The organism is Litoribacter ruber, assembly GCF_018449405.1.
Classification (GTDB): domain Bacteria; phylum Bacteroidota; class Bacteroidia; order Cytophagales; family Cyclobacteriaceae; genus Litoribacter; species Litoribacter ruber.
Genome location: NZ_JAHCMY010000006.1, coordinates 130,879 through 155,400 on the forward strand (window position 1 = coordinate 130,879; position 24,522 = coordinate 155,400).

General features: G+C 43.9%; 21 protein-coding genes. 5 read left to right on the forward strand and 16 right to left on the reverse strand.

Going from position 1 to position 24,522, the window contains the following annotated elements:
- Positions 1 to 25: 25 nt before the first annotated feature.
- From pgi to acnA, 3 genes are all read right to left on the reverse strand, one after another.
- Complete coding sequence (gene pgi, locus KI659_RS12160) at positions 26 to 1,672, reverse strand: glucose-6-phosphate isomerase (protein WP_213945622.1); 1,647 nt, start codon at positions 1,670 to 1,672, stop codon at positions 26 to 28.
- 252 nt (positions 1,673 to 1,924) lie between these two features.
- Positions 1,925 to 2,659, reverse strand: coding sequence for a hypothetical protein (locus tag KI659_RS12165; RefSeq protein ID WP_213945623.1), 735 nt, complete (start codon positions 2,657 to 2,659; stop codon positions 1,925 to 1,927).
- A 54-nt stretch (positions 2,660 to 2,713) separates the two neighbouring features.
- Entirely contained in the window at positions 2,714 to 5,500 is a 2,787-nt protein-coding gene (gene acnA / locus KI659_RS12170; protein WP_213945624.1) for an aconitate hydratase AcnA, read from the reverse strand.
- Between the two features lie 195 nt (positions 5,501 to 5,695).
- Here acnA and KI659_RS12175 point away from each other — a divergent pair, with 195 nt between their 5' ends.
- Positions 5,696 to 5,839, forward strand: coding sequence for a hypothetical protein (locus tag KI659_RS12175; RefSeq protein WP_213945625.1), 144 nt, complete (start codon positions 5,696 to 5,698; stop codon positions 5,837 to 5,839).
- A gap of 338 nt (positions 5,840 to 6,177) precedes the next feature.
- On the opposite strand, the gene KI659_RS12180 is transcribed toward KI659_RS12175, so the two are convergent.
- The 4 genes from KI659_RS12180 to KI659_RS12195 form a co-directional block, all read right to left on the reverse strand.
- Positions 6,178 to 7,158, reverse strand: coding sequence for an MlaD family protein (locus tag KI659_RS12180; RefSeq protein WP_213945626.1), 981 nt, complete (start codon positions 7,156 to 7,158; stop codon positions 6,178 to 6,180).
- Positions 7,158 to 7,907, reverse strand: coding sequence for an ABC transporter ATP-binding protein (locus KI659_RS12185; RefSeq protein ID WP_213945627.1), 750 nt, complete (start codon positions 7,905 to 7,907; stop codon positions 7,158 to 7,160). Before KI659_RS12185 ends, KI659_RS12180 begins: the two co-directional genes overlap by 1 nt.
- Before the next feature lie 3 nt (positions 7,908 to 7,910).
- Entirely contained in the window at positions 7,911 to 8,708 is a 798-nt protein-coding gene (locus tag KI659_RS12190) for an MlaE family ABC transporter permease (RefSeq protein WP_213945629.1), read from the reverse strand.
- A gap of 78 nt (positions 8,709 to 8,786) precedes the next feature.
- Complete coding sequence (locus KI659_RS12195) at positions 8,787 to 9,155, reverse strand: response regulator (RefSeq protein WP_213945630.1); 369 nt, start codon at positions 9,153 to 9,155, stop codon at positions 8,787 to 8,789.
- A 390-nt stretch (positions 9,156 to 9,545) separates the two neighbouring features.
- On the opposite strand from KI659_RS12195, the gene KI659_RS12200 reads away from it, so the two are divergent.
- The gene (locus KI659_RS12200; RefSeq protein ID WP_213945631.1) at positions 9,546 to 10,013 is read left to right on the forward strand and encodes a YciI family protein; all 468 of its coding nucleotides are present in this window, start codon (positions 9,546 to 9,548) and stop codon (positions 10,011 to 10,013) included.
- 44 nt (positions 10,014 to 10,057) lie between these two features.
- Here KI659_RS12200 and KI659_RS12205 read toward each other — a convergent pair whose 3' ends face one another.
- The 3 genes from KI659_RS12205 to KI659_RS12215 all read right to left on the reverse strand — a co-directional run bounded on the left by KI659_RS12205 (position 10,058) and on the right by KI659_RS12215 (position 16,497).
- Entirely contained in the window at positions 10,058 to 12,931 is a 2,874-nt protein-coding gene (locus KI659_RS12205) for a PD-(D/E)XK nuclease family protein (protein WP_213945632.1), read from the reverse strand.
- Between the two features lie 24 nt (positions 12,932 to 12,955).
- Positions 12,956 to 16,195, reverse strand: coding sequence for a UvrD-helicase domain-containing protein (locus KI659_RS12210; RefSeq protein WP_213945633.1), 3,240 nt, complete (start codon positions 16,193 to 16,195; stop codon positions 12,956 to 12,958).
- Between the two features lie 92 nt (positions 16,196 to 16,287).
- Positions 16,288 to 16,497 carry a PLDc N-terminal domain-containing protein gene (locus tag KI659_RS12215; RefSeq protein WP_213945634.1) on the reverse strand — a complete coding sequence of 70 codons (210 nt, stop codon included), beginning with the start codon at positions 16,495 to 16,497 and terminating at the stop codon, positions 16,288 to 16,290.
- Positions 16,498 to 16,662: 165 nt separating this feature from the next.
- Between KI659_RS12215 and KI659_RS12220 the strand changes: the two genes are divergently transcribed.
- The gene (locus KI659_RS12220; RefSeq protein ID WP_213945635.1) at positions 16,663 to 17,433 is read left to right on the forward strand and encodes a YdcF family protein; all 771 of its coding nucleotides are present in this window, start codon (positions 16,663 to 16,665) and stop codon (positions 17,431 to 17,433) included.
- A 19-nt stretch (positions 17,434 to 17,452) separates the two neighbouring features.
- On the opposite strand, the gene KI659_RS12225 is transcribed toward KI659_RS12220, so the two are convergent.
- Together KI659_RS12225 and KI659_RS12230 are read right to left on the reverse strand one after the other, a co-directional pair.
- Positions 17,453 to 17,914 carry a CBS domain-containing protein gene (locus tag KI659_RS12225; RefSeq protein ID WP_213945636.1) on the reverse strand — a complete coding sequence of 154 codons (462 nt, stop codon included), beginning with the start codon at positions 17,912 to 17,914 and terminating at the stop codon, positions 17,453 to 17,455.
- Positions 17,915 to 18,095: 181 nt separating this feature from the next.
- Positions 18,096 to 19,907 (reverse strand): TPR end-of-group domain-containing protein, encoded by a 1,812-nt coding sequence (locus KI659_RS12230; protein ID WP_246535390.1) that lies wholly within the window; start codon positions 19,905 to 19,907, stop codon positions 18,096 to 18,098.
- A gap of 83 nt (positions 19,908 to 19,990) precedes the next feature.
- Between KI659_RS12230 and KI659_RS12245 the strand changes: the two genes are divergently transcribed.
- Positions 19,991 to 20,209 (forward strand): PspC domain-containing protein, encoded by a 219-nt coding sequence (locus KI659_RS12245; RefSeq protein WP_213945640.1) that lies wholly within the window; start codon positions 19,991 to 19,993, stop codon positions 20,207 to 20,209.
- Here the strand turns inward: KI659_RS12245 and KI659_RS12250 are convergent.
- Positions 20,198 to 21,214, reverse strand: coding sequence for a glycosyltransferase family 2 protein (locus KI659_RS12250; protein WP_213945641.1), 1,017 nt, complete (start codon positions 21,212 to 21,214; stop codon positions 20,198 to 20,200). The two genes, KI659_RS12245 and KI659_RS12250, sit on opposite strands and share 12 nt — an antisense overlap.
- Entirely contained in the window at positions 21,214 to 21,546 is a 333-nt protein-coding gene (locus KI659_RS12255; RefSeq protein WP_213945642.1) for a YbaB/EbfC family nucleoid-associated protein, read from the reverse strand. Before KI659_RS12255 ends, KI659_RS12250 begins: the two co-directional genes overlap by 1 nt.
- A gap of 206 nt (positions 21,547 to 21,752) precedes the next feature.
- Between KI659_RS12255 and KI659_RS12260 the strand changes: the two genes are divergently transcribed.
- Positions 21,753 to 22,034 carry a hypothetical protein gene (locus KI659_RS12260; protein WP_213945643.1) on the forward strand — a complete coding sequence of 94 codons (282 nt, stop codon included), beginning with the start codon at positions 21,753 to 21,755 and terminating at the stop codon, positions 22,032 to 22,034.
- A 153-nt stretch (positions 22,035 to 22,187) separates the two neighbouring features.
- Here KI659_RS12260 and hisS read toward each other — a convergent pair whose 3' ends face one another.
- Together hisS and KI659_RS12270 are read right to left on the reverse strand one after the other, a co-directional pair.
- Positions 22,188 to 23,558 carry a histidine--tRNA ligase gene (gene hisS, locus KI659_RS12265; protein WP_213945644.1) on the reverse strand — a complete coding sequence of 457 codons (1,371 nt, stop codon included), beginning with the start codon at positions 23,556 to 23,558 and terminating at the stop codon, positions 22,188 to 22,190.
- A 417-nt stretch (positions 23,559 to 23,975) separates the two neighbouring features.
- Complete coding sequence (locus tag KI659_RS12270; RefSeq protein WP_213945645.1) at positions 23,976 to 24,494, reverse strand: metallophosphoesterase family protein; 519 nt, start codon at positions 24,492 to 24,494, stop codon at positions 23,976 to 23,978.
- Positions 24,495 to 24,522: the final 28 nt, after the last annotated feature.

Genomic DNA, 24,522 nt, shown 5'->3' on the forward strand with positions numbered 1-24,522 from the left:
GAAGAGTTCTGCAGGCCTTTTTAATTTATTTTCTCATTTGCTTAAATGCGTTGATTAATCCGTTTGTAGAACTGTCATGAGATTCGATGTTCTCCTCATTTTCCAGTTCCGGTAGGATTTCCTTAGCTAGCACTTTACCAAGCTCTACCCCCCACTGGTCAAAACTGAATATATTCCAGATTACCCCCTGCACAAAAATCTTGTGCTCATACATGGCGATCAAGGCACCAAGGGTAAATGGATCCAACTTTTTGACCAAAATAGAATTTGTAGGCCTATTGCCTTCAAATACTCGATGAGGAGCAATCACCGAAATCTCTTCTTTTGATTTTCCAGCCTTCTCCATCTCACTCATTACTTTTTCCAAACTCTGACCATTCATCAAAGCTTCTGTTTGGGCAAAGAAGTTCGACATTAGCTTGGTGTGATGATCACCAATCGGATTGTGAGAAATCGCAGGAGCGATAAAATCGCAAGGAATCAGGTGAGTTCCTTGATGGATCAATTGATAAAACGCATGCTGCCCATTGGTGCCTGGCTCGCCCCAAATGATCGGTCCCGTGCCGTAATTGACCTTTTCCCCGTCACGAGAGATATATTTTCCGTTGCTCTCCATATTTCCCTGCTGGAAATAGGCGGCAAATCTGTGCAGGTATTGATCATAGGGTAAAATAGCCTCGGAAGTTGCTCCCAGGAAGTTGGTATTCCAGATTCCGATCAAGGCAAGGATCACCGGAAGATTCTTTTCGAAAGGCTCATTTCTGAAATGCTTATCCATGGCATGGGCGCCATCCAATAGTTTCTCAAAATTGTCGAACCCAATTGCACATGCTATGGGCAACCCGATGGCGGACCACAAGGAGTACCTTCCACCAACCCAGTCCCAAAAGGCAAACATATTATCGGTGTCGATACCAAATTCGCTGACCGCTTTGCCATTGGTGGAAAGGGCAACGAAGTGCTTGGCTACCGCAGACTCATCCTTTGCTTTATCCAAAAACCAATCCCTTGCCGTATGGGCATTGGTCATGGTTTCCTGGGTTGTAAAAGTCTTGGAAGCAATGAAAAACAAAGTCGTTTCAGGATCAACCTTTTTCAAGGTCTCAGCCATGTGCGTGCCATCTACATTGGAGACAAAGAAAATCTCAAGGTTCTCTTTTTGGTAAGGCTTCAATGCCTCAGTCACCATCACTGGTCCCAGGTCACTCCCACCGATACCGATGTTGACCAATGATTTGATTGGCTTACCCGTGTAACCCTTCCATTCCCCTGCTCCCACTTTATCCGCAAATGCCTTCATTTTTTCCAAAACAGCATTTACATCAGGCATCACATCCGCACCGTCCACCTTAATAGGAATATTGGACCGGTTTCGGAGGGCTGTGTGCAATACTGCTCTATTTTCTGTCTTATTTATGGCCTCACCTGTAAACATTGCCTTAATCGCTGACTTAAGGTCAACATCTTCGGCTAGTTGTTTTAAAACCTTAAAAGTCTCATCATCCACCATGTTTTTGGAAAAATCAACCAGGATGTTTTCAAATTGTATATGGTATTTTTCGAATCTATCTCTTTGGGCAAAAAGAGACTTGATGGTCTGGTCTTTTTTGTTTTGGGCAAAAATATCCAACTGTTTCCAAGCCTGAGTTTGGGTGGGGTTAATATTTTTCATCTAAAATCGGTTTAATGGTTTAAAGGCATAAAAATACGGTTTTATATTCGACTGGCGAAATCTTCTGCGGGGGTTTGGAGATTAAAATCTGACCCGGATTTTTAGAATTCAAATATGTTCCATATTTTGAGGGTCTCTATTCAACCCAAAAGACGCCTGGGTTTATTACCCCCTATCGTTCAGATTTAATTAAAAACAAACAACCCGCTGCTTTTTAGCAACGGGTTGAATTAATATAGAACTCAAAAATCCTTAAAACTGATCAATATCTTGTCTTTCCAATGGTCTGAACTTTCTTCTTACCCCAACCTCATCATCGGCCATTTCACCTTCAAAAAACGGATGGGCTTGTGCCATTCTATCACCATCATAGAATATTCTAGTGGCATCATTTTGCGCTAACTTATTCAAAGGATCACCATAATTATCCAACATTACAAACGCATATTGATAATTTCTCAATCCTTCATCTGACACTTCCGCACTCACCACTTCAAGGCTTCTGAACCGGGCAGTGTCAATTCTATCTCTTTCATGGTACACGTAATAGTTTTCAACTATTGAAAAAGCAGAAAACTTGTTGCCGTTACCTGACATGTATCTTTTCTCATTGGGAGAATCGTACACAATGTTTTCAAACTCAGGATCCACTCCCCTTACATCCATTCTAATGGACAAGTCGGACATATTTTGGTCCCTGAATCGGTAATAATAATCCTCTACCCGCTCACCTGACTGGTAAGTCCAGTTTTGTTCGTTACTGGCTGTCATATAGTAAGGGCTGGCTTTGTAAGATCCCGAAACCTGAGGAGGTGTTTTGCCCTCGTGCATGATAAAATTCATTCTTTCAAGTTGCTGGATTCTTTCCACTGGTGCAATTTCCAAAATCTCTGGGACATAGACTTCGCTGTAGTCTCTTTGGTCGTCTGATGTACAACTACTCAACGCGATAGCGCAAAGTGCTACACCACAAATTTTCCTTAACATGATTACCTCCTTTAAATAATTAAAATATCAATAAACTTTATAAAAAAACATCCTTTAAGAATTGTCACGCTGTAAAAACTGACGAAAAACATAATTCAGGATACCTCCGTGTTTGAAGTATTCAATTTCAATGCCAGAATCGAGCCTACTGATAACTTCAAAACTTTTTCTTTGCCCATCTTCATTCTCCACGTGGACTAAAAGCCTCTTTCCCACTTCCAAACCACTTTCAATGTTTTCTATGGAAAACTTTTCTTTTCCACTAAGTTCAAGCGTTTCGGCATTATCACCTTCTGCGTATTGGAGAGGAAGCACTCCCATGCCAACCAGGTTGCTGCGGTGGATTCTTTCGTAGCTTTCTGCCAATACCGCTTTTACCCCCAACAGGCTGGTACCCTTAGCGGCCCAGTCCCTGGATGACCCGCTTCCATATTCTTTGCCTGCCAATACCAGCAATGGGGTATTTGTCTCCTTATATTTCTGGGCAGCATCATACACATTCATCTCCTCACCACTTGGGATGTGGATGGTATAGCCACCTTCCTTGGTAGAAAGCTCATTTTTTATCCTCACATTGGCAAATGTACCTCTCACCATAATCTCATCATTTCCCCTTCTGGATCCATAGGAATTGAAATTCTCCTTAGGCACCCCACGCTCCAAAAGGAATTTGCCTGCAGCCGAGACCTCCGAAAATGCCCCTGCCGGAGAAATATGATCGGTAGTAATGCTATCCCCTAGCTTTAGGAGCACATGTGCATTTTTAATATCCTTGGGTTCTGCGATTTCTTCCGAAATCCCATCAAAAAACGGGGCTTCTTTAATGTATGTGGACTTTTCATTCCATTGATAAACAGGATCTTTGGGTGCTTCTAGGTTTTTCCACTGCTCATTACCTTCAAATATCTCCCCATAATTCTTCTCAAAATCCCCCGGGCTAAGCACCTTGCTCACCACTTCGAAAATTTCCTCATTGCTAGGCCAGATATCTTTGAGATACACCGGCTCTAAATTGGGATCGTAGCCCAACGGCTCCGAGTTAAGGTCGATATCCACCCTCCCTGCCAATGCATAGGCCACTACCAGCATTGGCGACATGAGATAATTCATTTTAACTTGGGGGTGTACCCTGGCTTCAAAGTTTCTATTACCCGAAAGGACAGAAGCGACCACTAAGTCATTTTCCTCCACCGCTTTGGCTATATGCTTTGGCAGAGGACCACTGTTACCAATGCATGAAGTGCAACCATACCCCACCAGATGAAATCTCAATGCCTCTAGATCATCAAGCAGGTTGGCTTTTATCAGGTAGTCGGTTACTACCTTCGATCCTGGAGCAAGGGAAGTTTTTACCCAAGGTTTTACATCCAGTCCACGCTGCCTGGCCTTCTGAGCTACCAAACCCGCCCCTATCATCACATTTGGATTGGAGGTATTTGTACAGGAGGTGAGGGCCGCAATTACCACAGAGCCGTCGTGAAGTGCAAATTTCTCATTATGCAGCTTTACCACGACAGTTTTAAGTCCATCCCGAAGTTTGGTTTCAATTTCAACATCGGAAGGCATACTGGAGGCTTGCTCAGTTGGCTGGCTGCTCCCCCCTTCCTCATACCACCTGCTCACATCTCTTTTATCTATTGGAATGTATTCCCTGCCGTGAACATCCTGCAGGATTTCACCAAACTTACTTTTGAACTCCCTAAGCAAAATCTTATCCTGTGGTCTCTTTGGTCCAGCTACGGTTGGCTCCACATTGTCCAAGTTCAATTCTACTACACTTGAGTATTCGATCTGCTCCTCATCTTTTCTCCAAAGCAGGTTTTCCTTGCAGTATTGCTCCACCAGCTTGATCTGCTCCTCGCTTCGGTTGGTTTTGGCCATGTAGTCAAGCGTGCGGTCATCTATGGGGAAATATGTCACTGTGCAGCCAAACTCAGGAGACATATTTGCAATAGTGGCCCGGTCCGGCACCGACAGGGTATCCAGCCCCGGCCCAAAGACCTCCACAAACTTGCCCACTACCCCATGGCTTCTGAGCAGCTGGGTAATGGTCAACACCATATCCGTGGCCGTAGTCCCCAGCGGCAAAGAGCCTGTTAGTTTGAGCCCAACTACTTCCGGCATGATAAAATTGATAGGCTGGCCCAGAATCGCTGCTTCGGCCTCAATCCCGCCAACACCCCACCCCACTACGCCAATTCCATTCACCATGGGGGTATGGGAGTCGGTGCCTACCAAGGTGTCTGGAAAAATCTGACCGTCCCTTACAATTACCCCTTGGGCGAGGTACTCCAAATTTACCTGGTGGCAAATGCCCATGCCCGGAGGCACTACCGAGAAATTGTCAAATGCGGTCTGCGCCCATTTTAGCAACTGGTACCTTTCGCCGTTTCTTTCATATTCTACATCTACGTTCTTTTTATAGGAATAATTGGTTCCAAAATAGTCCACCTGAACCGAGTGATCTATCACAAGATCAACGGGGATAAGCGGGTTTATCTTCTGCCCATCTTTACCCTTCCGGACAGCCTCGGCTCTCAAGGAGGCGATGTCCACTACAGCCGGCACACCGGTGAAATCCTGCATCAGCACTCTCGCCGGTTTGAATGGTATATCTTTATCAGAAGGGCTGGGAGACCAATTGAGAATCGTGTCAATATTCTCTTTTGTAATGGCAAAATCATCAAAGTTGCGGAGGGCATTTTCAAGGAGTATACGGATGCTAAAAGGCAGTTTCTGAATGCTTTTACCCTGCTGGCAAAGCTCAAATAGACTCCAATAAGTAAGATCACCCTGTGGGGTTGAAAGAGAACGCTTGATTTGATATGGATCCAAAGACATATGAATGGGGTAGATTTAAAAGATTGAACTCATGGCCGGAAGGAAAAGTGAAGCCGGCAAAAAATTAACCTCCCATGGAGAGGTTTGTTTTAAGAAAAATCACAAACTTCAAAATCCATGTTCCTTATGCCAAAAAATAGGTTGCCAAAGTAAATATACAAGCTTGATTAAGTAAAACTTATACCAAGTTACCTGATGTCAGGCTTTAATTTTATTCACGGAATTAAAACCTTAAACGATGCTTTGGCCGGAGAAAGATTTGGATTTTGGGACCGAAGACGGGAGACGGAAGAACGGGAGGCTGAGTTCGACGTAGTAGTATTCGGAGCTTCCTTCTAAGACGGGGTCATTACGATTTAAACCGTTCCAATTACCCATTCGAAAGCATAAAATAAAGGCACAAAGTATGAAAACAAAAACCCCTTCGTGGAATGAAAAGAGACACGGCGTTTCTCAGAGTTCAGTTTGGGATCTTACAAACTCACACCTAATGGCAGAAAGATAAGATTCATAGACCTGCCTGTGCAGGCAAGTTTTCTTCTTCTGGAAGAATTTTATAGGCCTCATTTTAATCTCACCCCTACACAAAAAGCCCGAGTAAGTATACTCAGGCTTTTTAAATCAATTGTAAATTCAACCAATTGAAATGTATTTTATATGATCTGAAACGTCGTTTATTAATTCGCCTCTTCTGCCGCTTGCTGTCTGGCCTGACGTCTAAAATACCTCCTAAGCAACCAAGAATGCTGTAAAGCCTCAAGATTTTCATCTAGTCTATCTGTACCTGATTCCAGATTCTCCAAGGTCCCTTTGAGATATTGTGCAAATTGCTCGTCATTCAGAAGCATCCCCAGGGCATTGTCTGTTTCCTTGATTTTCTCACTTGCTGCGTTGAAATTAGCCGCGGCAGCAGAAGCCTCCTCGGTGGTACTTTCCAAACTCTTAGCCGTTGCCTGAAGGCTTTTAAACACGGTGGTATCCTTCACCAAGTTATCAAGCAAAGTCCCTTCCTGATTCATTTTTGAAGCAAAGCGTGATAGGTCTGCCGTGATTTGGTTGCTATTGACCGTGGTGCTTTCAAGGTTGCTTAGCATGTTTCGGAAATTCTCAGCAAGCAGACTATCCGTAAGCACAGCCCCTATGATCCCCTCACCCTCGCTGATTTTGCCCGTAAGGTTCTTTAGGTCATTAGTAATAGAAACCAAGTTTCTATTATTCTCCTGAAGGGTTTCCATCATCTTATCGGTATCCAGCGGCATCACCGAGACCAGCCTGTCATCGTTTTCAATAGTTGGAGCCTGAGTGGTTCCCCCATAGATGACAATGATCTTGTTACCGATCAGACCGTCAGAGCTAATAGTGGCTTTGGAGTCTTTTCGGATAAACTCACGGGTTTTTTCTTCGATATTCATCTCAATTTCCACCTGGGAATCCCCATAGAAATTGATTTTTCGGACGGTCCCGATTTTCACACCTGAAAACCATACGTTGTTACCTACCTGCAGACCGGCAACATCATCGAATACGGCCTTTACTCTGAAGCTTTTGACAAACTTCTTTTGCTGCCCGCCCAAAGTCATGATACCCGCCACGAGAATAATTATCCCGATCAAGGTGAAAATGCCTACGATAACGGATTTTCTATTTTCACTTTTCATCAATTAATGAAGTTATAATCATAAAACGCCTTAATTCTATCATCTGAAGTATAATGAAACACTTCTTCAAACTCTCCCACTGCCCCAAACTTGCCATCCAGCAAAACCGCCTGCCTATCACCGGTTACTTTGGCGCAGGTAAGGTCGTGGGTAATAACAATGGAAGAAGTCTTATATTCATCCCGCACCTGATTGATCAGGTCGTTGATATCGCCACAGGTAATGGGGTCAAGACCGGCTGTGGGCTCATCGTAGAGCATGATTTCGGGCTCCAAAATTAAAGTCCTGGCAATACCGATTCTTTTCTTCTGTCCACCGGAAAGCTCAGACGGCATCTGGTCAATGGCCTGGCTCAAGCCTACAGATTCCAATACGCGATGAATCTTTTTTTCCTTCTCACTTTCGGTGATGGTTTTCACATTTCTCACCAAGGGAAATTCAAGATTTTCCCTCACCGTCATACTATCATAAAGCGCACTGTGCTGGAAAGAAAAGCCGATCTTCAACCTCAATTTATCCAACTCCTTGCTTGGCAGGCTGTTCACTTCCTGACCAAATACCTTCAGCGAACCCTCATCCTGGGTCAACAACCCAACTACAATCTTAATCAAAACAGACTTACCTGTACCGGATTTACCCAGCACAACCAGGTTTTCTCCCTTATAAAGATCCAGATCCACCCCTTTGAGCACATGCAGGTCCCCAAAAGATTTTGTAAGCCCTTTTATTTCAATTACCTTCTCCCTCATGGCTTAATTAAATCTAAAGAAGTTAACAATCTGCAAAGCCAACAGCTCCTCGATAAAGATCAGAAACATAGCCATTACCACGGATGCATTGGCTGCCTTCCCCACCCCTTCGGTTCCTTTGGAGGATGTGTAGCCCTTATAGCAGCCCACGATCCCTATGGTAAAGCCGAATACGGTAGATTTTATGATGGATGAAAAGATATCCAAGAAGGTAAGCGCCTCAAAAACCTCCACAAAGAAGGTGGTCAGACTGGTAAGTTCATTTTGGTGGACATTCAAAAAGGCTCCCAAAAGGGCCACAAAATCCACATACATTACCAGTAGTGGAATCATGACGGTACAGGCAATAACCCTGGTCACCACCAAAAACTTGAAAGGATTGGTCGCGGATACCTCCATGGCATCAATCTGCTCGGTCACTTTCATGGAGCTGATCTCCGCACCAATACTGGAACCGACTTTTCCTGCAGCTATCAGTGCCGTCACCAAAGGTCCCATGGCCCTTACAATGGCAATAGAAATCAGGGCAGGTAGCCAGCTGGTGGCCCCAAATTCGGTCAGCGAGGGCCTGGACTGGTTGGTAAACACTATCCCTACAATAAAGCCAGTGAGGGATATCAGAGGAAGGGATTTGACCCCAATCTGATAACATTGGCGAATCACCTCTCTAAACTCGTAAGGCGGCAACCACACTTCTACAAAAAAGCGCTTCATAAACCTGAAGATACTCGCCAGGTCAATGAAGAATTGGTCTATTTTTTTAGATATGATATATTTCTTCTCAGCTGTTTTTTCTGCCATCTTTTACTAGAAATCAAAATGCGAAACTACTAAATATCACTTTAGAAGTCTCTTAAAAAAGCATAAAAGTTGTCTTTCTCAATTCAAAAGCACTTCTACTTCATTTTTGTTCAATGGCTTAATTAAAAAACCGCTGACCAACCTGTATTTTTTACTCTTCTCCACATCATCGGCGTCCATACTTGAGGTAAGCATTTTCACATCCAGCTCTATGGATTTGGATTCCAAAATCTCCAAAAATTCCCAGCCTTTCATCTCGGGCATATTGATATCCAACAGCAAAAGATCTGCCTGATTTTCGGCCAGCCAATCCAAAGCTGTAAGGGGACTTTCAAAAAACTGAAGACACAAATCGGGACAGCTTCGCAAGAGAATTTTCCGGTTGATCATATGCTGCACTTTATCATCATCCACAATGACCACGGTCTTGATTTTATCGGAACTCATAATATGGTTTTGGCTCGAATTAATACGATATCGAATGTAGGAAAAAATGGCTTCAAATACGGCAAAATTGCGCAAAAAGTTGATTTAGCCTAAGCGTAATTATTTAGGTTAGCCTAATTTAGATTAATCTAAATTAAGCTTTATAATTTATAAATCAAATATTTAAATCAATCTACTTAAACCCATTTATCAATTACCTGATTTTACTCAGGCCTTTCAGGGCCATTTTGGGAAATTGGCCTAATCTCTTCCTTTCAGCATGTAATTTTGGGAAACTTTGTCTGACAATCCCCTCTGCTTTTCAGTGGGGGCTTCTGCTTTTGGGAGTAAAACTTTGCTATCAGGGATCAGATTATTTTGGTAAATTGCCTTTCAAAACTTTACCTACCTATGAAGATAATTAGACAACTTTTAAGGATTTGCCCCCTACTTCTCACCCTGCTTTTTTCCCAAACCTTGATGGCCCAAGAGACCTACGATCAGAAGCTGGCCGAGCAATACAAGGCAGATGACTATGGAATGAAGACCTATGTAATGGCCTTCCTAAAAAGAGGTGATCAGGTGGAGAAATACAGTACCGAGGAAAGAGCCGAAATTCAAAAAGGACATATGGAAAACATCAACCAACTGGCGGCTGAAGGCAAACTCATTTTGGCCGGCCCTTTTATAGATGGTGATGAACTTCGGGGTATTTTTCTTTTTAATGTAGCCACCCTTGTAGAGGCCGAGGAGCTGACTTCTCGGGACCCCGCCATCAAGGCCGGTGTATTGAAAATGGATTTGGTGCAATGGTATGGATCAGCCGCACTCATGGCCATCCCAGAGCTTAGCAAAAAAGTGCAGAAGAAAAGCTTCTAAAAAAACAAGGGCCTTCCCGTTTTGGGAAGGCCCTTGTTTTTATTTTATCCTCTTTCACAGATTTCCTGATAAGGACAGTATCGACATTTGTCCTCATGCTCGGTCTGGTCAAAAGGCACCTCGGGATCATACACTTCTTCGAGGAGCTTTCTGAGCTCCGACCCGAAATCCTCTCTGTGATATCTATAATCATTCAACTCCTCCCCTTGAGTTCTTCCAACTTTCACCTGAAGATAGGGATTGAAGTCAGGTTTGAAGATTTCCCTTAGGTTGAAAATCGCTGGTTTGAGCGGACTGTTTTCTGAAGGAAACTTGGAGTCATATAGAAGTCCGTACAACAAAGTCTGCATGGCTGCCTTATTTCGGCTCTTGAGCTGCCTGTCAAAAAGGGAGGGAATGTCGGGAAAGGTTTTCTTATCTGTGCCTGATTTGTAATCAATCAACCGCACAGTCTCTCCCACTCGGTCCACCCTATCGATGATCCCACCCACTGCCACGCTCTTCAGTCCCGCCGGCGTGTCTATCTCCACAGCAGTCCTGTACTTTTTCTCCGCCTCCAAGGAGATGATTTCAAATGGCGCCGTGTTTTCATCAATGGCCAATACTCCCAACACATATTTCTGAAGCACATCCCGGGCAATAGCCAACTGGCCGTTGAGCTTGACCTCTGCATTGTCTTCCAAAAAATACTGCTTCCGTATGGCTTTTTCAATGGAGGGAAAAACCAGTTGCTTCAATCTTTCAAAATCCGTCTTTTCAATGACGGCGCTTTTTTTCCTTTCAATGTAATTTTGATAAAGAATCTCCAAACTCAAATGGGCGAGATTTCCAAAAACTGCCGGATCCACTTCTTCGTTCACCGTCGACTTTTCATCCATGCCTGCGATATACTTAAAATAAAATTTCAGCCTGCAGTCGAGCCAGACATTCAGGGCAGATGGCGAAAAGGCGGTCACTCGTTCACCGGCCTCTTTGAGCACATACCTTTCAAGAGACTTATAAATCTTTTCGTTTTTTGGAATGGATATAGGCTGGGACTTGCTCAAGTCTACCGGCACAAACACCACTTCCTCTTCCATTGCCCCTTCGGCCAAATCCATTTCTTCAGCCATTTGCTGAATGTACCTGCTTTTCTCCCCGGCCTTGCCCTGGTCACCCGCAGTAGTATAGATCATATGAACTTCCTCCGCACTGTGCATCAACCTATAGAAGGTATAAGCATAGATGGCATCATTCTGCTCCTGCACGGGCAAGCCAAATGCCCTGCGAAGGTTGAATGGTATCATGGAATTCATCCCTCCGCCTGGCGGAAAACTCTCCTCGTTCATATTACAGATTATCACCCTTCGGAAATCCAGGTTTCTCGACTCCAACACCCCCATCACCTGCAGACCGGCCAGCGGCTCACCCTCAAAGGGCAATTTGACCTCCCTAAAAACCTGACGGAATATGCGGATGAAAAAATCCATGCTCATCCCCACATCCTGCTGACCGGAAAGAATCTCCCCTAGCCTGTTTAGCTGCTTGTAAGTTTGCATCAAATAGCTTTTCTGCAGAGTCTCCTCTGATGCCTGCCTATGCAACCGCTTGATCACTTCCCCCAGATAGGGAAATATCTGGGAAGGGGAAAGCTTTACGAAAAGCATCTTGAAAAACCCATTGACCTTTGCCAGCATTTCCTGCGGCACATAGACCAGGTTGGTCTCTTGGATGTTTTTCAACAGGGTCTGTACTTCCTTGGCATTTTCAAATTGCAAATAAGGTGAGGCCAAAAGTTCACGCACAGGCTTGTGATAGAACATGACTTTCCCTTCCTCGACCTTGGTGTATTTTTGAAGATCAAGCACTCCTTCCAAAAATGCGTAAACAGGGGCATTTTTGACCGGATAGCCCATCGTTACATTGATCTTGTCAATATTGGGGGGCATGGCATGTAGCGTGGGAAAAAGCAACTGCTCATCCGGCAAAATTACCACTGTTTCCTCCAGGGGCTCCTCCCCTTTGATTTTCTCTAACAGCTTTCCTACCAGATTTGCCTGGTTGACCTTCAGTGGAATGGCGTAGGTTTTTATCTTGGCTTTCCTGTTAGCAATCTCCGTAGGCAAGTTTTCGGGGAAAGTAGGACCAAATACAGGGTCCTTCATGTATTCCCTGAAAAAGAGGCCGGCCTCCTGATTCAAATCCTGAATGTAATAGGCATCCAGATCCCAATAAATCTTTGCTCCAAACTTTTGGATGAAATGCTTGAGAAGCACCTCCTCAGTTTTCGTAAAAGCATTGAACCCCACAAATACATATTGCCTGTCTGGTTTGGGTATGCTCTCAAGGGATTCTATCACATTTCGGTACAACATCCCACCATATGCTAGCCGCTTGTTTTCCAGTTCGTCTTTAAAGTTCACATAAAGGCCATGGAGCATTTGCCAAAATTTCAGAAATTTATCCTGATGCCCTTTGTCCTGAAGGTTAAAAGACTTCCAAAACTCCCTTATCAGCCGAATTTGATCGTGAGTCAAGTAACTTAAATCAGTTTCAATTTCTTTAATTTCCGAAAGATCACGGTAGAGCTTCTCAGCATTGGCGAGAAATTGGTCCAGGTCATTGAAATCCTTTAGGATCATTTCTCCCCAATAATAAAACCGATCAAATTCCTCTGGGGCTGGGTGCAGCTTTTGATAAACCTTATAAAGCTCAAAGATCAACGTCAGGTTATCCGCAGGTCTATTCCCGGCATAGCCGTAAAATAAGTCCTCGATAGTTTTGACTTCCGGAAGCCATTGAGGCTTGTCAATGATTTTGCCCAGATGCTGGGTAAAGAAAAGCCCTGCCCGCCGATTGGGAAATACCACGGTCACATCTTTCAGTAAGGGAAAACTCTGTAATATATCCTGTGCTGTATTTCTAAGAAAACTATGCATATACCTGATGATTGCTAAATGAGTTTAATTGAAAAGTTGACCTTGCTTGCCCACAAGTGACACCTCCACAATCCTCCCGGATTCCAGGTAGCAGAGGTAACCTTTGGCCGGTAACTTGGTAATCTCACTGACCAGCTCCATATAATCCTGGACTTGATTTTTATAGTATTTTTTTTCCTCCCCCGTTTTAAAATCTACGATGACAGCCAAATTCTCCCTAAGGATCACCCGGTCAGGCCGCTTTTGCTCGCCACCCGGGAGAATAATCCCCTGCTCTGCCAGCAGCACTCCATTTCCTCCAAACCAACTTCTAAATAACTCTTGTTCAAAAAGTACTTCCAGCTGTTTCTGGAGAATAACTTTTTCATCCTGTGTGATTTCCCCCTCAAACATGAATGAATCAACCCACTGGTTGGCTTCCTCCCTGGTTTTGGAATGCTCGAGGAGGCGGTGAATAAGCAAACCATACTTCCTCTTTTGGTCAAGCACGTCCGAGCCTTCCAAGTTTTGGTCAAGCTCACGCACTTTCAACAGCTCCTGCCATGGGGTGTAATCCCAGCGCAAATCGGTCGGGACGGTTTTGATAGTTGGGGAAATAATTTTCTCCCCCCATTCACCAAATTCAAAAACCTTTGACTCACCGTCAAAGTATGTTGGTAGATTAACAGCAGCATTCACGGAATTGCATTGCTCGAGCAGCAATTGCAGATTTATACCCAGTGCATTCAGTGATTTTGACTTGCTGGTATCTTTATAAGCCGTAAAGGACCAAAACACCTCCTCTGCCCTAGTCAAGGCTACATACACCATGTTCAGTGTATCCAAATAAGCCATGATTTCTTCGCTGGCATAGACTTGCTCAAAAGCCGAGTTGGCCAGTTCCTTTTTAAGTGACAGGGGGATGATGGTCGAGGGAAGACCCTCCAATTCAAATGGACTCCATAAAATGTTATCCTTGGTGGTATCAAAAATGGTCCAGTCCAAGTAAGGCATGAGGACTACTTTATATTGAAGGCCTTTTGACTTGTGAATGGTCAATATGCGCATGGCATCATGGTTTTCGGGTATCTTCACGGTGCGCTTTTGCTGGTTTTCCTCCCACCATTCCAAAAAACCCGCAAGATCGGCTCTATTTTTTCCCACATAATCAAATACAGCCTCTTTAAACCCAGAGATATAGGCCTTTTCTTTTCCTGCCTTTGCCAAATCCAGAATCTGGATCAATTCTTCCAACATTTCGGAGAGGGGCATTTGCAAAAACTGCGGGATCCTGTCGGCCAACTGTTTGGCTTTTTCCTCCAAGGTTGCCGGCAATTCTGTAATGCTGAAAAGCTCATGCGAAACACTTTCCCCAAAAATCACCCCGCGGAAATACCACATGGAGGTGTAGGAAACCATGTCCCCTGTATCAAAAATATATTTCATCCCTGCTACCAATGCCTTCACCGAGGAAGCTTGCCCCAAATACATGGCCTCATCTGAAAGCACATCAAACCTATAATCCGAAAAATCCTCTGCCGCCTGCATCATCGTGTGCACAATCCTTTCCCCCTCAGACTTCCTTCTCACCAAAAACGCGATATCCTTCAAAGCATACCCCCTATCCTGCAGCTCCATCACCACTTGGGGCAGCTTTTGCAGCATCTGGGCCTCACAGCCCCCTTCTTCCGCATCCTTATCTTCCTGAATAAAATCCATCCGAACTTTCCCCTTGAAAGCAGCAGCTGACTTTCGGTCAGATACCTTCTGCTCCACATCAGCGTAAGCTTTTGCCAGAATGCCAGCAGCCTCTTCCCCATATTTCTCACTCAAAGTGCCCTGCAGCAATTTATTGAGCTGGGTAAAAACTGTATTGTTGAAATTAATGATATTGGGAAGGCTCCGGTAATTGGTTTCCAGATTCTCCACCCGGATCTTTTCTTCACCTATTTGCCGCTCCACTTCCTCCAAAAGCAATCTTAATTCCCCGCCCCTCCAGCGGTAAATGGACTGTTTCACATCCCCAACCAATAAATTGGTCTTATTTTCGGCCAGCGAGTTTTCCAAAAGGGGCTTAAAGCTTTCCCATTGAAAGCCACTGGTGTCCTGAAATTCATCGATTAAAAAGTGCTGGTATTGGTTTCCTACTTTTTCGTAAATAAATGGAGCGTCATTCTCCTTGGTAATTTCTTTGAGAAAATCATTTGCATCTGAAATCAGCAGGATATTTTCATCGTTTTTCAGCTCAATGAGCTCATCAAGCAGGTTTTTGAAAATCCCATATACATAAAAATTCTTCCTTACAGCCTCAAGCGTGTTCCAGCTCCTAGTTAAGGTGCCAAATTCAGAAATTATCCTTCCCAAACCGGCATGGAAGGAAGCCTCAATCAGATCTTTGTTCTTACTGGTCTTGGTAGCCCAGCCCTCCGGGTTGTCCACCATTTTCATCTGGGCGTCAGTTAAAGCCGGCACTGGGCAGGGTTTAGCCCCCAAATCCTCAAATCTCTTGGCAAAAGATCGCCCTCCACCACTATAATCCGTCCATTCCAAGCCGTACTCGGTACGAATTCGGGTAGCCTCCTCTTTTAGTTCGCAGCAATAATCCGAAAGCTTTTTCCTCTGCTGCTGAATGAAGCTCTTTAAATCCTGTACGTTTTGGGGATCTGCCAGAAATCTTTTGATGTCGCCTTGATGCTGCTTGAAACCTTCTTGGAATAGCTGTTTTCCCAAACCCTGTATCCCCTTTCTGATATCCCAGCTTTTCCCCTCCTGCACCTGCTCCTGGGCATAGTCTACCAGCCACTTGTGAAGCAGTTCGTCATCCATCACTTTGGTAATGATCCGGTCCACCACCCTGGAAAGCACCGCATCCTGGTCAAGCTCGACGTCGAATTTTGCCTGAAGATCAATCTCCCGTGCAAAGGACCTGACCACCTTTTGGAAAAAGCTGTCGATGGTGCTCACAGAAAAACTCCCATAATCATGAAGTATGGCCAGCAAGGTTTGCCGAGCCCTATCTTGCAGTTCCAGGGGGGTAATCTGGAAATGCGCAAGAAGTGTCGCATCAAGATCTACCTTGGGACGGATTTCCCGCTTCATTCTTGACAACACCTCCAAAATCCTTTCCTTCATCTCCTGTGTTGCCTTGTTGGTAAAGGTCACCGCAAGAATGGACTTGAAGGCATAAGGCTGGGCTAATGCAAGTTTGAGGTATTCCTTGGTAAGCGTGTAAGTTTTCCCCGATCCGGCAGAGGATTTATAAATGATGAATGGCTTCTCCGACATTGGCTTCCTAATAAAATGAATGTCGAAGGTAATTAATTTCTCACCCAATCACGAGAGTTGGCTGAGCTAGGGACATGGAATGTCACAAAATCTCATTTTCCATACCTGCCCAAAACAATATAGAGCAAGGGTCCCAATATAGGAAGTAAAAAAGAACCCCACATCCAAAGCATTTTTTCGCGGGTAGGCAGGGCTTTGTTGTTGAGAATCATTACCAAGGCAATGACAAAAAATATCAGGATAATCCCTCCGGCTACTTTCCATCCCATCCAAATAAATGGCGGCAAATCGAATTCATCCATAGCGCTTTCATTTTGACTTAAATTTACAAAAAGCAAATGTAAATATCTATAAAACAGCAAAATGAATTTTATTCAATAAGATTAAACAAAAGTCACTCCCGGGTCCTTCCTTTGGAATATTTCAAACATGGGATAATTTTCTATTTTTGCACAAAAAACAATCCCATGGTTTACTTTTTATCCCAGATCTTCAGCTTCCTGATTCTTCCCCTCACCATTATTCTCATCCTTTTCATTTCGGGTTTGATTATGGTCAAAAAACCGATAGGCAGAAAGCTACTTTGGGCCTCCCTGATTCTCCTTCTCTTGATGAGCAACCGCTTTTTGGCCAATAAACTGATGAATGCTTGGGAACCCCAGTTTAAGGAAATTGCAACATTACCAACCTACGAGGTGGGAATAGTGTTGACGGGAGTTACCAACATCAATAAAACCGCATCTGACCGCACCTTTTTCGACCGAGGAGCCGATAGGGCTACCCACGCCATGCAGCTTTATAAAGAAGGTAAGATCAACAAAATCCTAATCACTGGAGGCGAGGGTTTCTATAATGCCAATACCAATCGGGAAGCAGATCTATTGGCTAACTTTATGTACACCGCGGGGGTGCCAATGGAGGATGTAATTATCGAAAATCAGGCAGTCAATACTCGGGAAAATGCCCTTTTTGCCAGGGAAACACTCATAGGAAAAGGTTTCGATGAAAATGAAACTTACCTGTTGATCACCTCGGCTTTTCACATGCCAAGGTCCAAGAAATGCTTTGATAAAGTGGGGTTACAAACAGAAACTTACCCGGTGGATTATTATGGTTCAGACAGCGGGGCAAACTTCAAGTCCCTCTTCCAGCCCGCACCTGATGCGCTGATGATCTGGCAAAAAATGTTTAAGGAATGGGCTGGCCTATTAGTATATAAATTGGTAGGATATATTTGAGCCCATCCCTTTGAGGCCATTACCAGGTAGTAGATTTGAGGTCCTGCACAGCCTTGATGATATCGCTGATACTGATCTGTCCTACCAGGTTGCCCTCCTTCATCACGGGGCACCTTCTCACTTTGAGGGTAAGGAACTTCTGAGCGGCGTCGAAAATGCTCAAGTCAGGCCCCATGGTCAGCACTTCCGTGGACATGTGTTCCGACACTTTCCCGCCAAGGTCGGGGGTGTTGGAGTATTTCCCCTTGATGATCTGCTTAAGGCAGTCCCCTTCGGAGATCATTCCCACCAATTTACCGGAATTGTCCACCACGGGACCACCTGAAATCCTTTTGGAAGTCAAAATATCCACCACCTTGTCGATGCCGTCTTCCGGATTGAAGGTGATCAGATTAGTGGTCATGTAATCTTTTACATAAATAGGCTGAAGGGATTTTTTCTTATCCTCAACTACTCGAACTCCTTGATAACTTTTTACCATTTCGTATTTCTTTTAAGTTGAACATTTAATATAGATATAATCTAATAAATTTCAAAATCACCTTACTGAAAAATCTTTAAACTCGGAAGATTCTTAAAAAGACCGGAGACGGAAGACCGAATAAAAAAAACCGACAATCCAGGGGACTGTCGGCTTGCATTGTTTGGTTTAGTTGTTTTGTTTATCTGATGGCATCTCTGAATGCTGACTCCTCTTTGTATGCTCTGAATTCCGGATCGGTAGCCGCTCTTCTTTTTAGCTCGCTGCTTCTCTCCGCAGCCTTTTTCAAGTTTTCGTACATCACATCCTGGTTGCCGCTTCTGGCCGCCACGATGGCTAGTCCGTAAAATCCGTAACCAAAATCCCTATTTACCATGACACTTTCTTCAAAAGCATTAGTAGCGTTTCTGTAATCTTCCGCCAAAAGGTAAGCTAGTCCTTTGTTGAATAGGTTGGTTTCATTTTCAGGAGCATTGTTCAACCGAATGGTTGCCAGTTTGTAATCCCCATTGATGATGTCCACAGCGCCTCGGGTTGCGTCGTTTACATGGGTAAACTCTTCACTTTGATCCTTGGTAGAAGCATCTGACATGTATTTATACGCTGTCTGATAATCACCCAGCATCAAATGGGCCTGTCCAAGGTTGTGCATGGCATAGGCATTTTCCTCCTCAGCATTTGCCGTTTCAAATTCCCTCACCGCTTTTCTCAGGTACTCATCTTTCTCGGATTTTGAAGCCGTTCTGTTGGCCATATTCAAATAGACCACCCCAAGATTGTTGTGGGCCATTGGAGTACCATAGACCTCCACTTGGGCTTTATACAGGCTTTCCTTGGCGCCATAACTAGGACTGATTTCTGCTGCATAGGCAAGTTCAGCTTCTGAAAGCGTATCCGCCTGCACATCTCCCCTAGCTATTCGTGAACCCAGCAAAGAAATCTCCGCCTCTGATCTTTTGTCCTTGGTAGTTAGAATCTCAGTTTTGGCAATTCTCATTTTAGGGTAAAGGTCATTGAAAACCGTTTTATAAGTGGGTAGCTGACGCATTTGTCTTTCCTTGCTGTCAAAATCCCCCGATCCATCGATCACCTCGTAATATTCTTCTTTCTGACTCTCATTCAAGCCATCATAATCTTCCAACAACACTTTGAAATCAGACCAGTCATCCACCACTGGCTTGATGATAAACTGTACATCTTTTGATTCATCGCGGTAGTCAAACCTCTCCATTTCCCTTCTGTACATACGCTCAATAGCCTCCGCGCGGTTTTTGGAAAGATTTCTGTTTACCCTTTCTGACCCCTCCGGGGAGTGGGTTCCGGTAATGGTTACGGTTTTGGTTACGTTGTTATCAGCAATGAAGGCTTTCAAATATCTTCCTCTATCCGACTCAACTTCGCTAGACCGCAGGTTTGCACTACCTTGCTGGAAGAAAAACTCCACTTCAGTTGGCTCCAGTTCGTCCGAGGCTTCATAGTCATGGCCCATGTATAAGCCAAGATTTGGTATCCCCTCCTCTTCGGTCACCTGGCCGATTCTGGCCAGTCGTGAAGTGGTGATGATTCCGTCTGCAACCTTGATGGCTTCAGTGGACGCCGACCCGCCTTTCTTTTTGTGGGTGGCACGGCCAGCAACTTTGAGCGAGCCAGCTTCCATCCCTTCTTTGTAAGGGAATGCAAAGGTCTGCTGCTGGGTATTCTGCTGTTTGGTATTTATCGCAGCACCGTCAAATTCCAGGTTGTCGGAAATCGGCTGGATTTTGCCCTGATATTGGAATTCCGGCTGCAGGGTGTACTTGAAATTCTTGTTGAGCATTTTGGGAGGAAGCTGGGCTTCCATATCAAATTTGACAGAATCGCCTTCAAGCACCAGGGGATTAGGGTTGACTTCCACCTGTTGATCAGCGGAACGTTTGATGACGGACTGCACGTTTGTACAGGCGGATAAGGCTATTGCCCCACCCATTACTGTCAAAAAAGTTGCCTTTTTCATAAACATTGTTGTTGGTTTATTCGATTATTTATTATATTCCCGATAAAATCAAATTGATTTATTATAACAAGACCATTATTATCATGGAAAAAATCAAGATATTCTTTGAGGATCGGGCTTTTGGGGTTTGCTCCAAATTGGGTGAAAGGTTGAATTTCCCCATAGACAGTATCAGGCTGTTTTTTATCTATTCTTCCTTTATCACACTGGGTTCCCCGGTAATTTTTTATGTTACCATGGCCATGATGATGAAAGTGCGGAAATACTTCCGCAAGATGAACAACCCTGTGCTATTTGACTGATCTCAATTGGCTAAACTTCTTTTTTCCTTGAAAATAATATGTCAAGATTATCGAAAGGACACTTCTATCCGAACATCCTTTTACCAATTTTGGTGCCAAAAGGCTGTCTTTAGACATTCTACGGCGCATTTTGAAAAAATCACTGTATGCATTAAAGACCGCTTTGGAGTGGGCTGGCCCTTGGCTAAGCAACAAATGCATCCCTGCAGCCATGTCCAGGGGCAATCTCTTCCAAAACACCTCTCTAAAACCCCGCATCTCCAAGTTCAGGTAAAGCATTAAAATACTGTTTCGAAAGTTTAGGTAGGTTTTGTAAGAATTCGCCTTGCTCAGTGTGCCGCCTCCCAAGTGAAAAACCTTACTTTCGGGGACACAGTATAATTTTCTCCCTCTTTTTCGCAGCCTCCAACAAAAATCTATCTCCTCCATATGGGCAAAAAATTCAGCTCTAAAACCTCCAAGTTCCTCAAAAAACTCTGCTCTGACCCCCAAACATGCTCCCGAAGCCCAATCTACCTCTATTGATTGATCATACTGTCCCTCATCCTTTTCGATGGTATTTAAAATCCTACCCCTGCAATAGGGATATCCCAAGCTATCCAAAAATCCCCCACAGGCCCCTGCATAATCGAAGTATCCTTCATTTTGAAGGGACAAAATCTTTGGTTGCACAGCGGCGGTGTCAGGATGCTGTTTTAAGAAATCAACAAGAATGGTATCCCAATTTGGGCTAACCTCCACATCGGAATTCAATAATATAAAGTAGTCAAATTGGCCTTTCAGCTGATCCAAGGCCTTATTGTATCCACCTGCATAGCCTAGGTTTTGACCGATATTCAAAACCCTTAACTCTGGGTAGGATTTTTTTAAAAAATCAACCGAATCATCGCTAGAGGCATTATCGGCGATGATTACCGGGAAAAATGAATAATTTAAAACATTGGGAAGGAAGCGTTCAAGCATTTCCTTCCCATTATAATTTAATATGACGATTGCCGCCTCCATTAAAACATATTGCCGAAATCCATACCTGGAATATTTGGCATCATGCCTTGAGTGGCGTTTTTCATCTCTTCTTTGATCTTCACATCGATAGCTTCAAAGGCCTTGTTGGTGGCAGCCACGATCAAATCCTTGAGCATATCCTTATCCTGGGGATTTATCAGTGATTCATCCATGGTCATGTCAATGACTTGACGGTGTCCGTTGACGGTTACCTTGACCATACCGGCCCCTGACTCCCCTTCAGCGGTCACGTTGACCAATTGGGCCTGCGTTTCCTTCATTTTCGCCTGGGCCTCTTTCACCTTATTCATGATATTCATAAAGTCGAACATATCCTATCTGCTTTTTTTACAAAGATAATTGTTTTTACATCAGGTTTTAATACACACAATTTTCCTACCAAAGGAAATAACACCTATTTACAATATTTTATGCTTTTTTTACAAATATTAAAAGATAATATATCTTTCTTCGAACTTTTTACAATAAAATCGACTTATATACGTATTAGAAGTAGAACTCAAAAATTCTTTTAACAATGAAAACCATCACGAAAATTGATAAGGAGCACATCAGAGATTTACGATTCAGCCGCAGGGAGGTATTGGATAGCCCGGAGGCAAAAAAATTCCGTGCAGCCGACCTTCAAAGGGCGCTGACACTGGGAAATCTCCTTCAAAGCAAGGTCAACATCATTTTTGAAGACCGGGAGGAAAACACCTATTGTGTGGACACTACCGTATGGTCGGTAGGTGACCAATTTGTGACCCTTAAAGGAGGAATACACATCCCCATCAACTCCATCGTAGAAGTAAACTGAAAAATACAGTAAGGCAATAAAGAAAAAGCCCTTTTCAGTTTCGAAAAGGGCTTTTTTCTTGTTTGCTTTTACTTATTCGGTCCTCGGTCTTCGGTCTTCCGTCCCTAAAAGTACAGGAAGGCTGCTGGCAACCTAACGGACAACCATGTAGTTTCAGACCGACTGCTTAATCTGCTTCAAGGCCTCTTGAAGCCCCATCTGCCTTTGCTCTCCCGATTCCATGTTTTTAAGAGTCACTTCACCGCTTTTGATCTCCTCCGAGCCGATTATGATCACAAAAGGAATATTCTTTTTATCGGCATAGTTAAATTGCTTCTTCATCTTTGCGTCATCAGGGAAAATTTCAGCACTGATTCCCAATTTTCTTGCCTCTGTCAACACATTCAAACCGTGGCTCAGCGCATCTTCTCCAAAGTGGGCAACCATCAAGGTCGTTGACTTAAGGCTTTCCTCAGGGAATAGCTCCAGCTCCTCCAAAACATCATAAAGCCTATCCACTCCAAATGAAAAACCAACGCCCGAAACACCTTCCAGCCCAAAAACTCCGGTAAGGTTGTCATATCGGCCACCACCGCTTACTGATCCAATGGAAACGTTATTAACCTTGACCTCAAAAATTGCCCCGGTATAATAAGAAAGTCCCCGGGCTAAAACCACATCAAAATCCACAAACTCCTCGTCCTCCTTGAAGCTTCCTAAAAGGTCAAAAACTTCCCTCAGTTCATTCAAGCCCTGAAGCCCAACCTCACTACTCGCAAGAAAGATCTGCAAAAACTCAAATTTATCTTTGGACCCCATATCGATGATAGGCCCCAGTTTCTCAATGGAAGCCTCTGAAAAGCCTTTTTGCTCCAATTCTTCCCGCACTTTTTCCCAGCCAATCTTATCCAGTTTATCAATAGAAACACAAAGATCACTTTCGCGTCCCGGCTCCCCTATCACTTCCGATATACCTGTAAGAATTTTTCTGTTGTTGATTTTGATGCTATAATCGTTGAGCTTTAGCTCACTGAACACCCTTTTGATCATCAGGATGATCTCAGCTTCGCACACCAAGCTGTCCGTGCCTACCACGTCGGCATCACACTGGTAAAACTCCCTGTAGCGCCCTCTTTGCGGACGGTCGGCCCTCCATACCGGCTGGATCTGGAATCTTTTGAAGGGAAATGTGATGTCATTTCTATTCATCACCACGTAGCGTGCAAATGGCACCGTCAGATCATATCTTAACCCTTTTTCGGCCACTAATGGCAATACCGCATTCGATCCTTTTGATAATTTTTCGGCAGTAACCTTCTTTAAAAAATCCCCGCTGTTGAGTATTTTATATAAGAGCTGGTCGCCCTCATCCCCATATTTGCCCGTCAGCACGGAAAGGTTTTCCATGCTCGGCGTTTCGAGTTGCTGAAACCCAAAAAGTTTGAAGGTAGATTTGATCGTATCCAGTATATAGTTCCTTTTGGCCATTACCTGTGGTCCAAAATCACGGGTTCCTTTTGGCAAAGTCGGTTTTTGAATGCTCATTTGTCTGATATTTTGGACAAAGTTATATAAATTGAAGCAGAATATTTGTTTTTCTCTAGCCAAGGATTGCCATCAAAGGGCCTAAATCCATGTGGATTGGCGCTTTTTTCACAAAGCCTGGAGCAAATCCGCTGATTTATTTAGGAATATCCGTTCATAGTTTGATAGATATTCTTATCTTTGCACCTCAAATTTGAAAACTCATAAACAGATATCGATATGGCTGTTACTACTTTAAAAAGAAAACTGAAAAGAAAGAGACAATCTCAAAACACGAGAGTTATCAAGATCAAACAATTGAATGCTAAGCCAGTAATCAAGAATGTTGATATTGAAGAATTGAAAAAAGATTTCAACAAATAAGATTTATTTGTGAAAAGACATATAAAGAAGGCGATACCGACGGTGTCGCCTTTTTTATTGCTTCATTCTGGCTTGGGCCCTTTTCCCAAGTTCTACCACCCGCAGGTTTTTGATCTGCCCCTCGGCAAGCTCAAACTTCAAAAGTGTCCTTACCTGGTGAAATCCCTGGATGCCAATGGCGCCGGGATTCATATAAAGGACGTTTGACGCCTGGTCAAACTCTACTTTGAGAATATGCGAATGCCCGCAAACAAACAGCTTGGGAGCGGTTTGCTTGATCCGGCTCTTGATTCCTTTTGCGTAGCGGGGAGGTTTGCCCCCGATGTGGATCATCAACACCCTCACCCCTTCTACCTCAAAAAGTTGCTCTTCAGGAAATTCCGCCTGAGCAGAACTGTCGTCAATGTTTCCCGTGACTACCCGCAACTGCTTCCCCTTGGGCAGCTGTTCAATCACGTTTAACTCCCCAATATCTCCAGCATGCCATATTTCATCCACATCCTCCAAGTGCCTCAATACCGCCTCATCTATATAGCTGTGCGAATCCGATATCAATCCTATTAATTTTCCCATTTTCAAACAAAATTGGTTTCCCCGCAAG

Excerpts from the sequence above, each read along its gene's own strand:
- KI659_RS12165 (WP_213945623.1), bottom strand. The coding sequence starts at position 2,659 with ATGTTAAGGAAAATTTGTGGTGTAGCACTTTGCGCTATCGCGTTGAGT.
- KI659_RS12210 (WP_213945633.1), bottom strand. The coding sequence starts at position 16,195 with ATGTCGGAGAAGCCATTCATCATTTATAAATCCTCTGCCGGATCGGGG.
- KI659_RS12215 (WP_213945634.1), bottom strand. The coding sequence starts at position 16,497 with ATGGATGAATTCGATTTGCCGCCATTTATTTGGATGGGATGGAAAGTA.
- KI659_RS12255 (WP_213945642.1), bottom strand. The coding sequence starts at position 21,546 with ATGTTCGACTTTATGAATATCATGAATAAGGTGAAAGAGGCCCAGGCG.
- KI659_RS12245 (WP_213945640.1), top strand. The coding sequence starts at position 19,991 with ATGGAAAAAATCAAGATATTCTTTGAGGATCGGGCTTTTGGGGTTTGC.
- hisS (WP_213945644.1), bottom strand. The coding sequence starts at position 23,558 with ATGAGCATTCAAAAACCGACTTTGCCAAAAGGAACCCGTGATTTTGGA.
- KI659_RS12195 (WP_213945630.1), bottom strand. The coding sequence starts at position 9,155 with ATGAGTTCCGATAAAATCAAGACCGTGGTCATTGTGGATGATGATAAA.
- KI659_RS12205 (WP_213945632.1), bottom strand. The coding sequence starts at position 12,931 with ATGCATAGTTTTCTTAGAAATACAGCACAGGATATATTACAGAGTTTT.
- KI659_RS12190 (WP_213945629.1), bottom strand. The coding sequence starts at position 8,708 with ATGGCAGAAAAAACAGCTGAGAAGAAATATATCATATCTAAAAAAATA.
- KI659_RS12250 (WP_213945641.1), bottom strand. The coding sequence starts at position 21,214 with ATGGAGGCGGCAATCGTCATATTAAATTATAATGGGAAGGAAATGCTT.
- acnA (WP_213945624.1), bottom strand. The coding sequence starts at position 5,500 with ATGTCTTTGGATCCATATCAAATCAAGCGTTCTCTTTCAACCCCACAG.
- KI659_RS12220 (WP_213945635.1), top strand. The coding sequence starts at position 16,663 with ATGGTTTACTTTTTATCCCAGATCTTCAGCTTCCTGATTCTTCCCCTC.
- KI659_RS12225 (WP_213945636.1), bottom strand. The coding sequence starts at position 17,914 with ATGGTAAAAAGTTATCAAGGAGTTCGAGTAGTTGAGGATAAGAAAAAA.
- KI659_RS12230 (WP_246535390.1), bottom strand. The coding sequence starts at position 19,907 with ATGAAAAAGGCAACTTTTTTGACAGTAATGGGTGGGGCAATAGCCTTA.
- KI659_RS12175 (WP_213945625.1), top strand. The coding sequence starts at position 5,696 with ATGTCAGGCTTTAATTTTATTCACGGAATTAAAACCTTAAACGATGCT.
- KI659_RS12260 (WP_213945643.1), top strand. The coding sequence starts at position 21,753 with ATGAAAACCATCACGAAAATTGATAAGGAGCACATCAGAGATTTACGA.
- pgi (WP_213945622.1), bottom strand. The coding sequence starts at position 1,672 with ATGAAAAATATTAACCCCACCCAAACTCAGGCTTGGAAACAGTTGGAT.
- KI659_RS12180 (WP_213945626.1), bottom strand. The coding sequence starts at position 7,158 with ATGAAAAGTGAAAATAGAAAATCCGTTATCGTAGGCATTTTCACCTTG.
- KI659_RS12185 (WP_213945627.1), bottom strand. The coding sequence starts at position 7,907 with ATGAGGGAGAAGGTAATTGAAATAAAAGGGCTTACAAAATCTTTTGGG.
- KI659_RS12270 (WP_213945645.1), bottom strand. The coding sequence starts at position 24,494 with ATGGGAAAATTAATAGGATTGATATCGGATTCGCACAGCTATATAGAT.
- KI659_RS12200 (WP_213945631.1), top strand. The coding sequence starts at position 9,546 with ATGAAGATAATTAGACAACTTTTAAGGATTTGCCCCCTACTTCTCACC.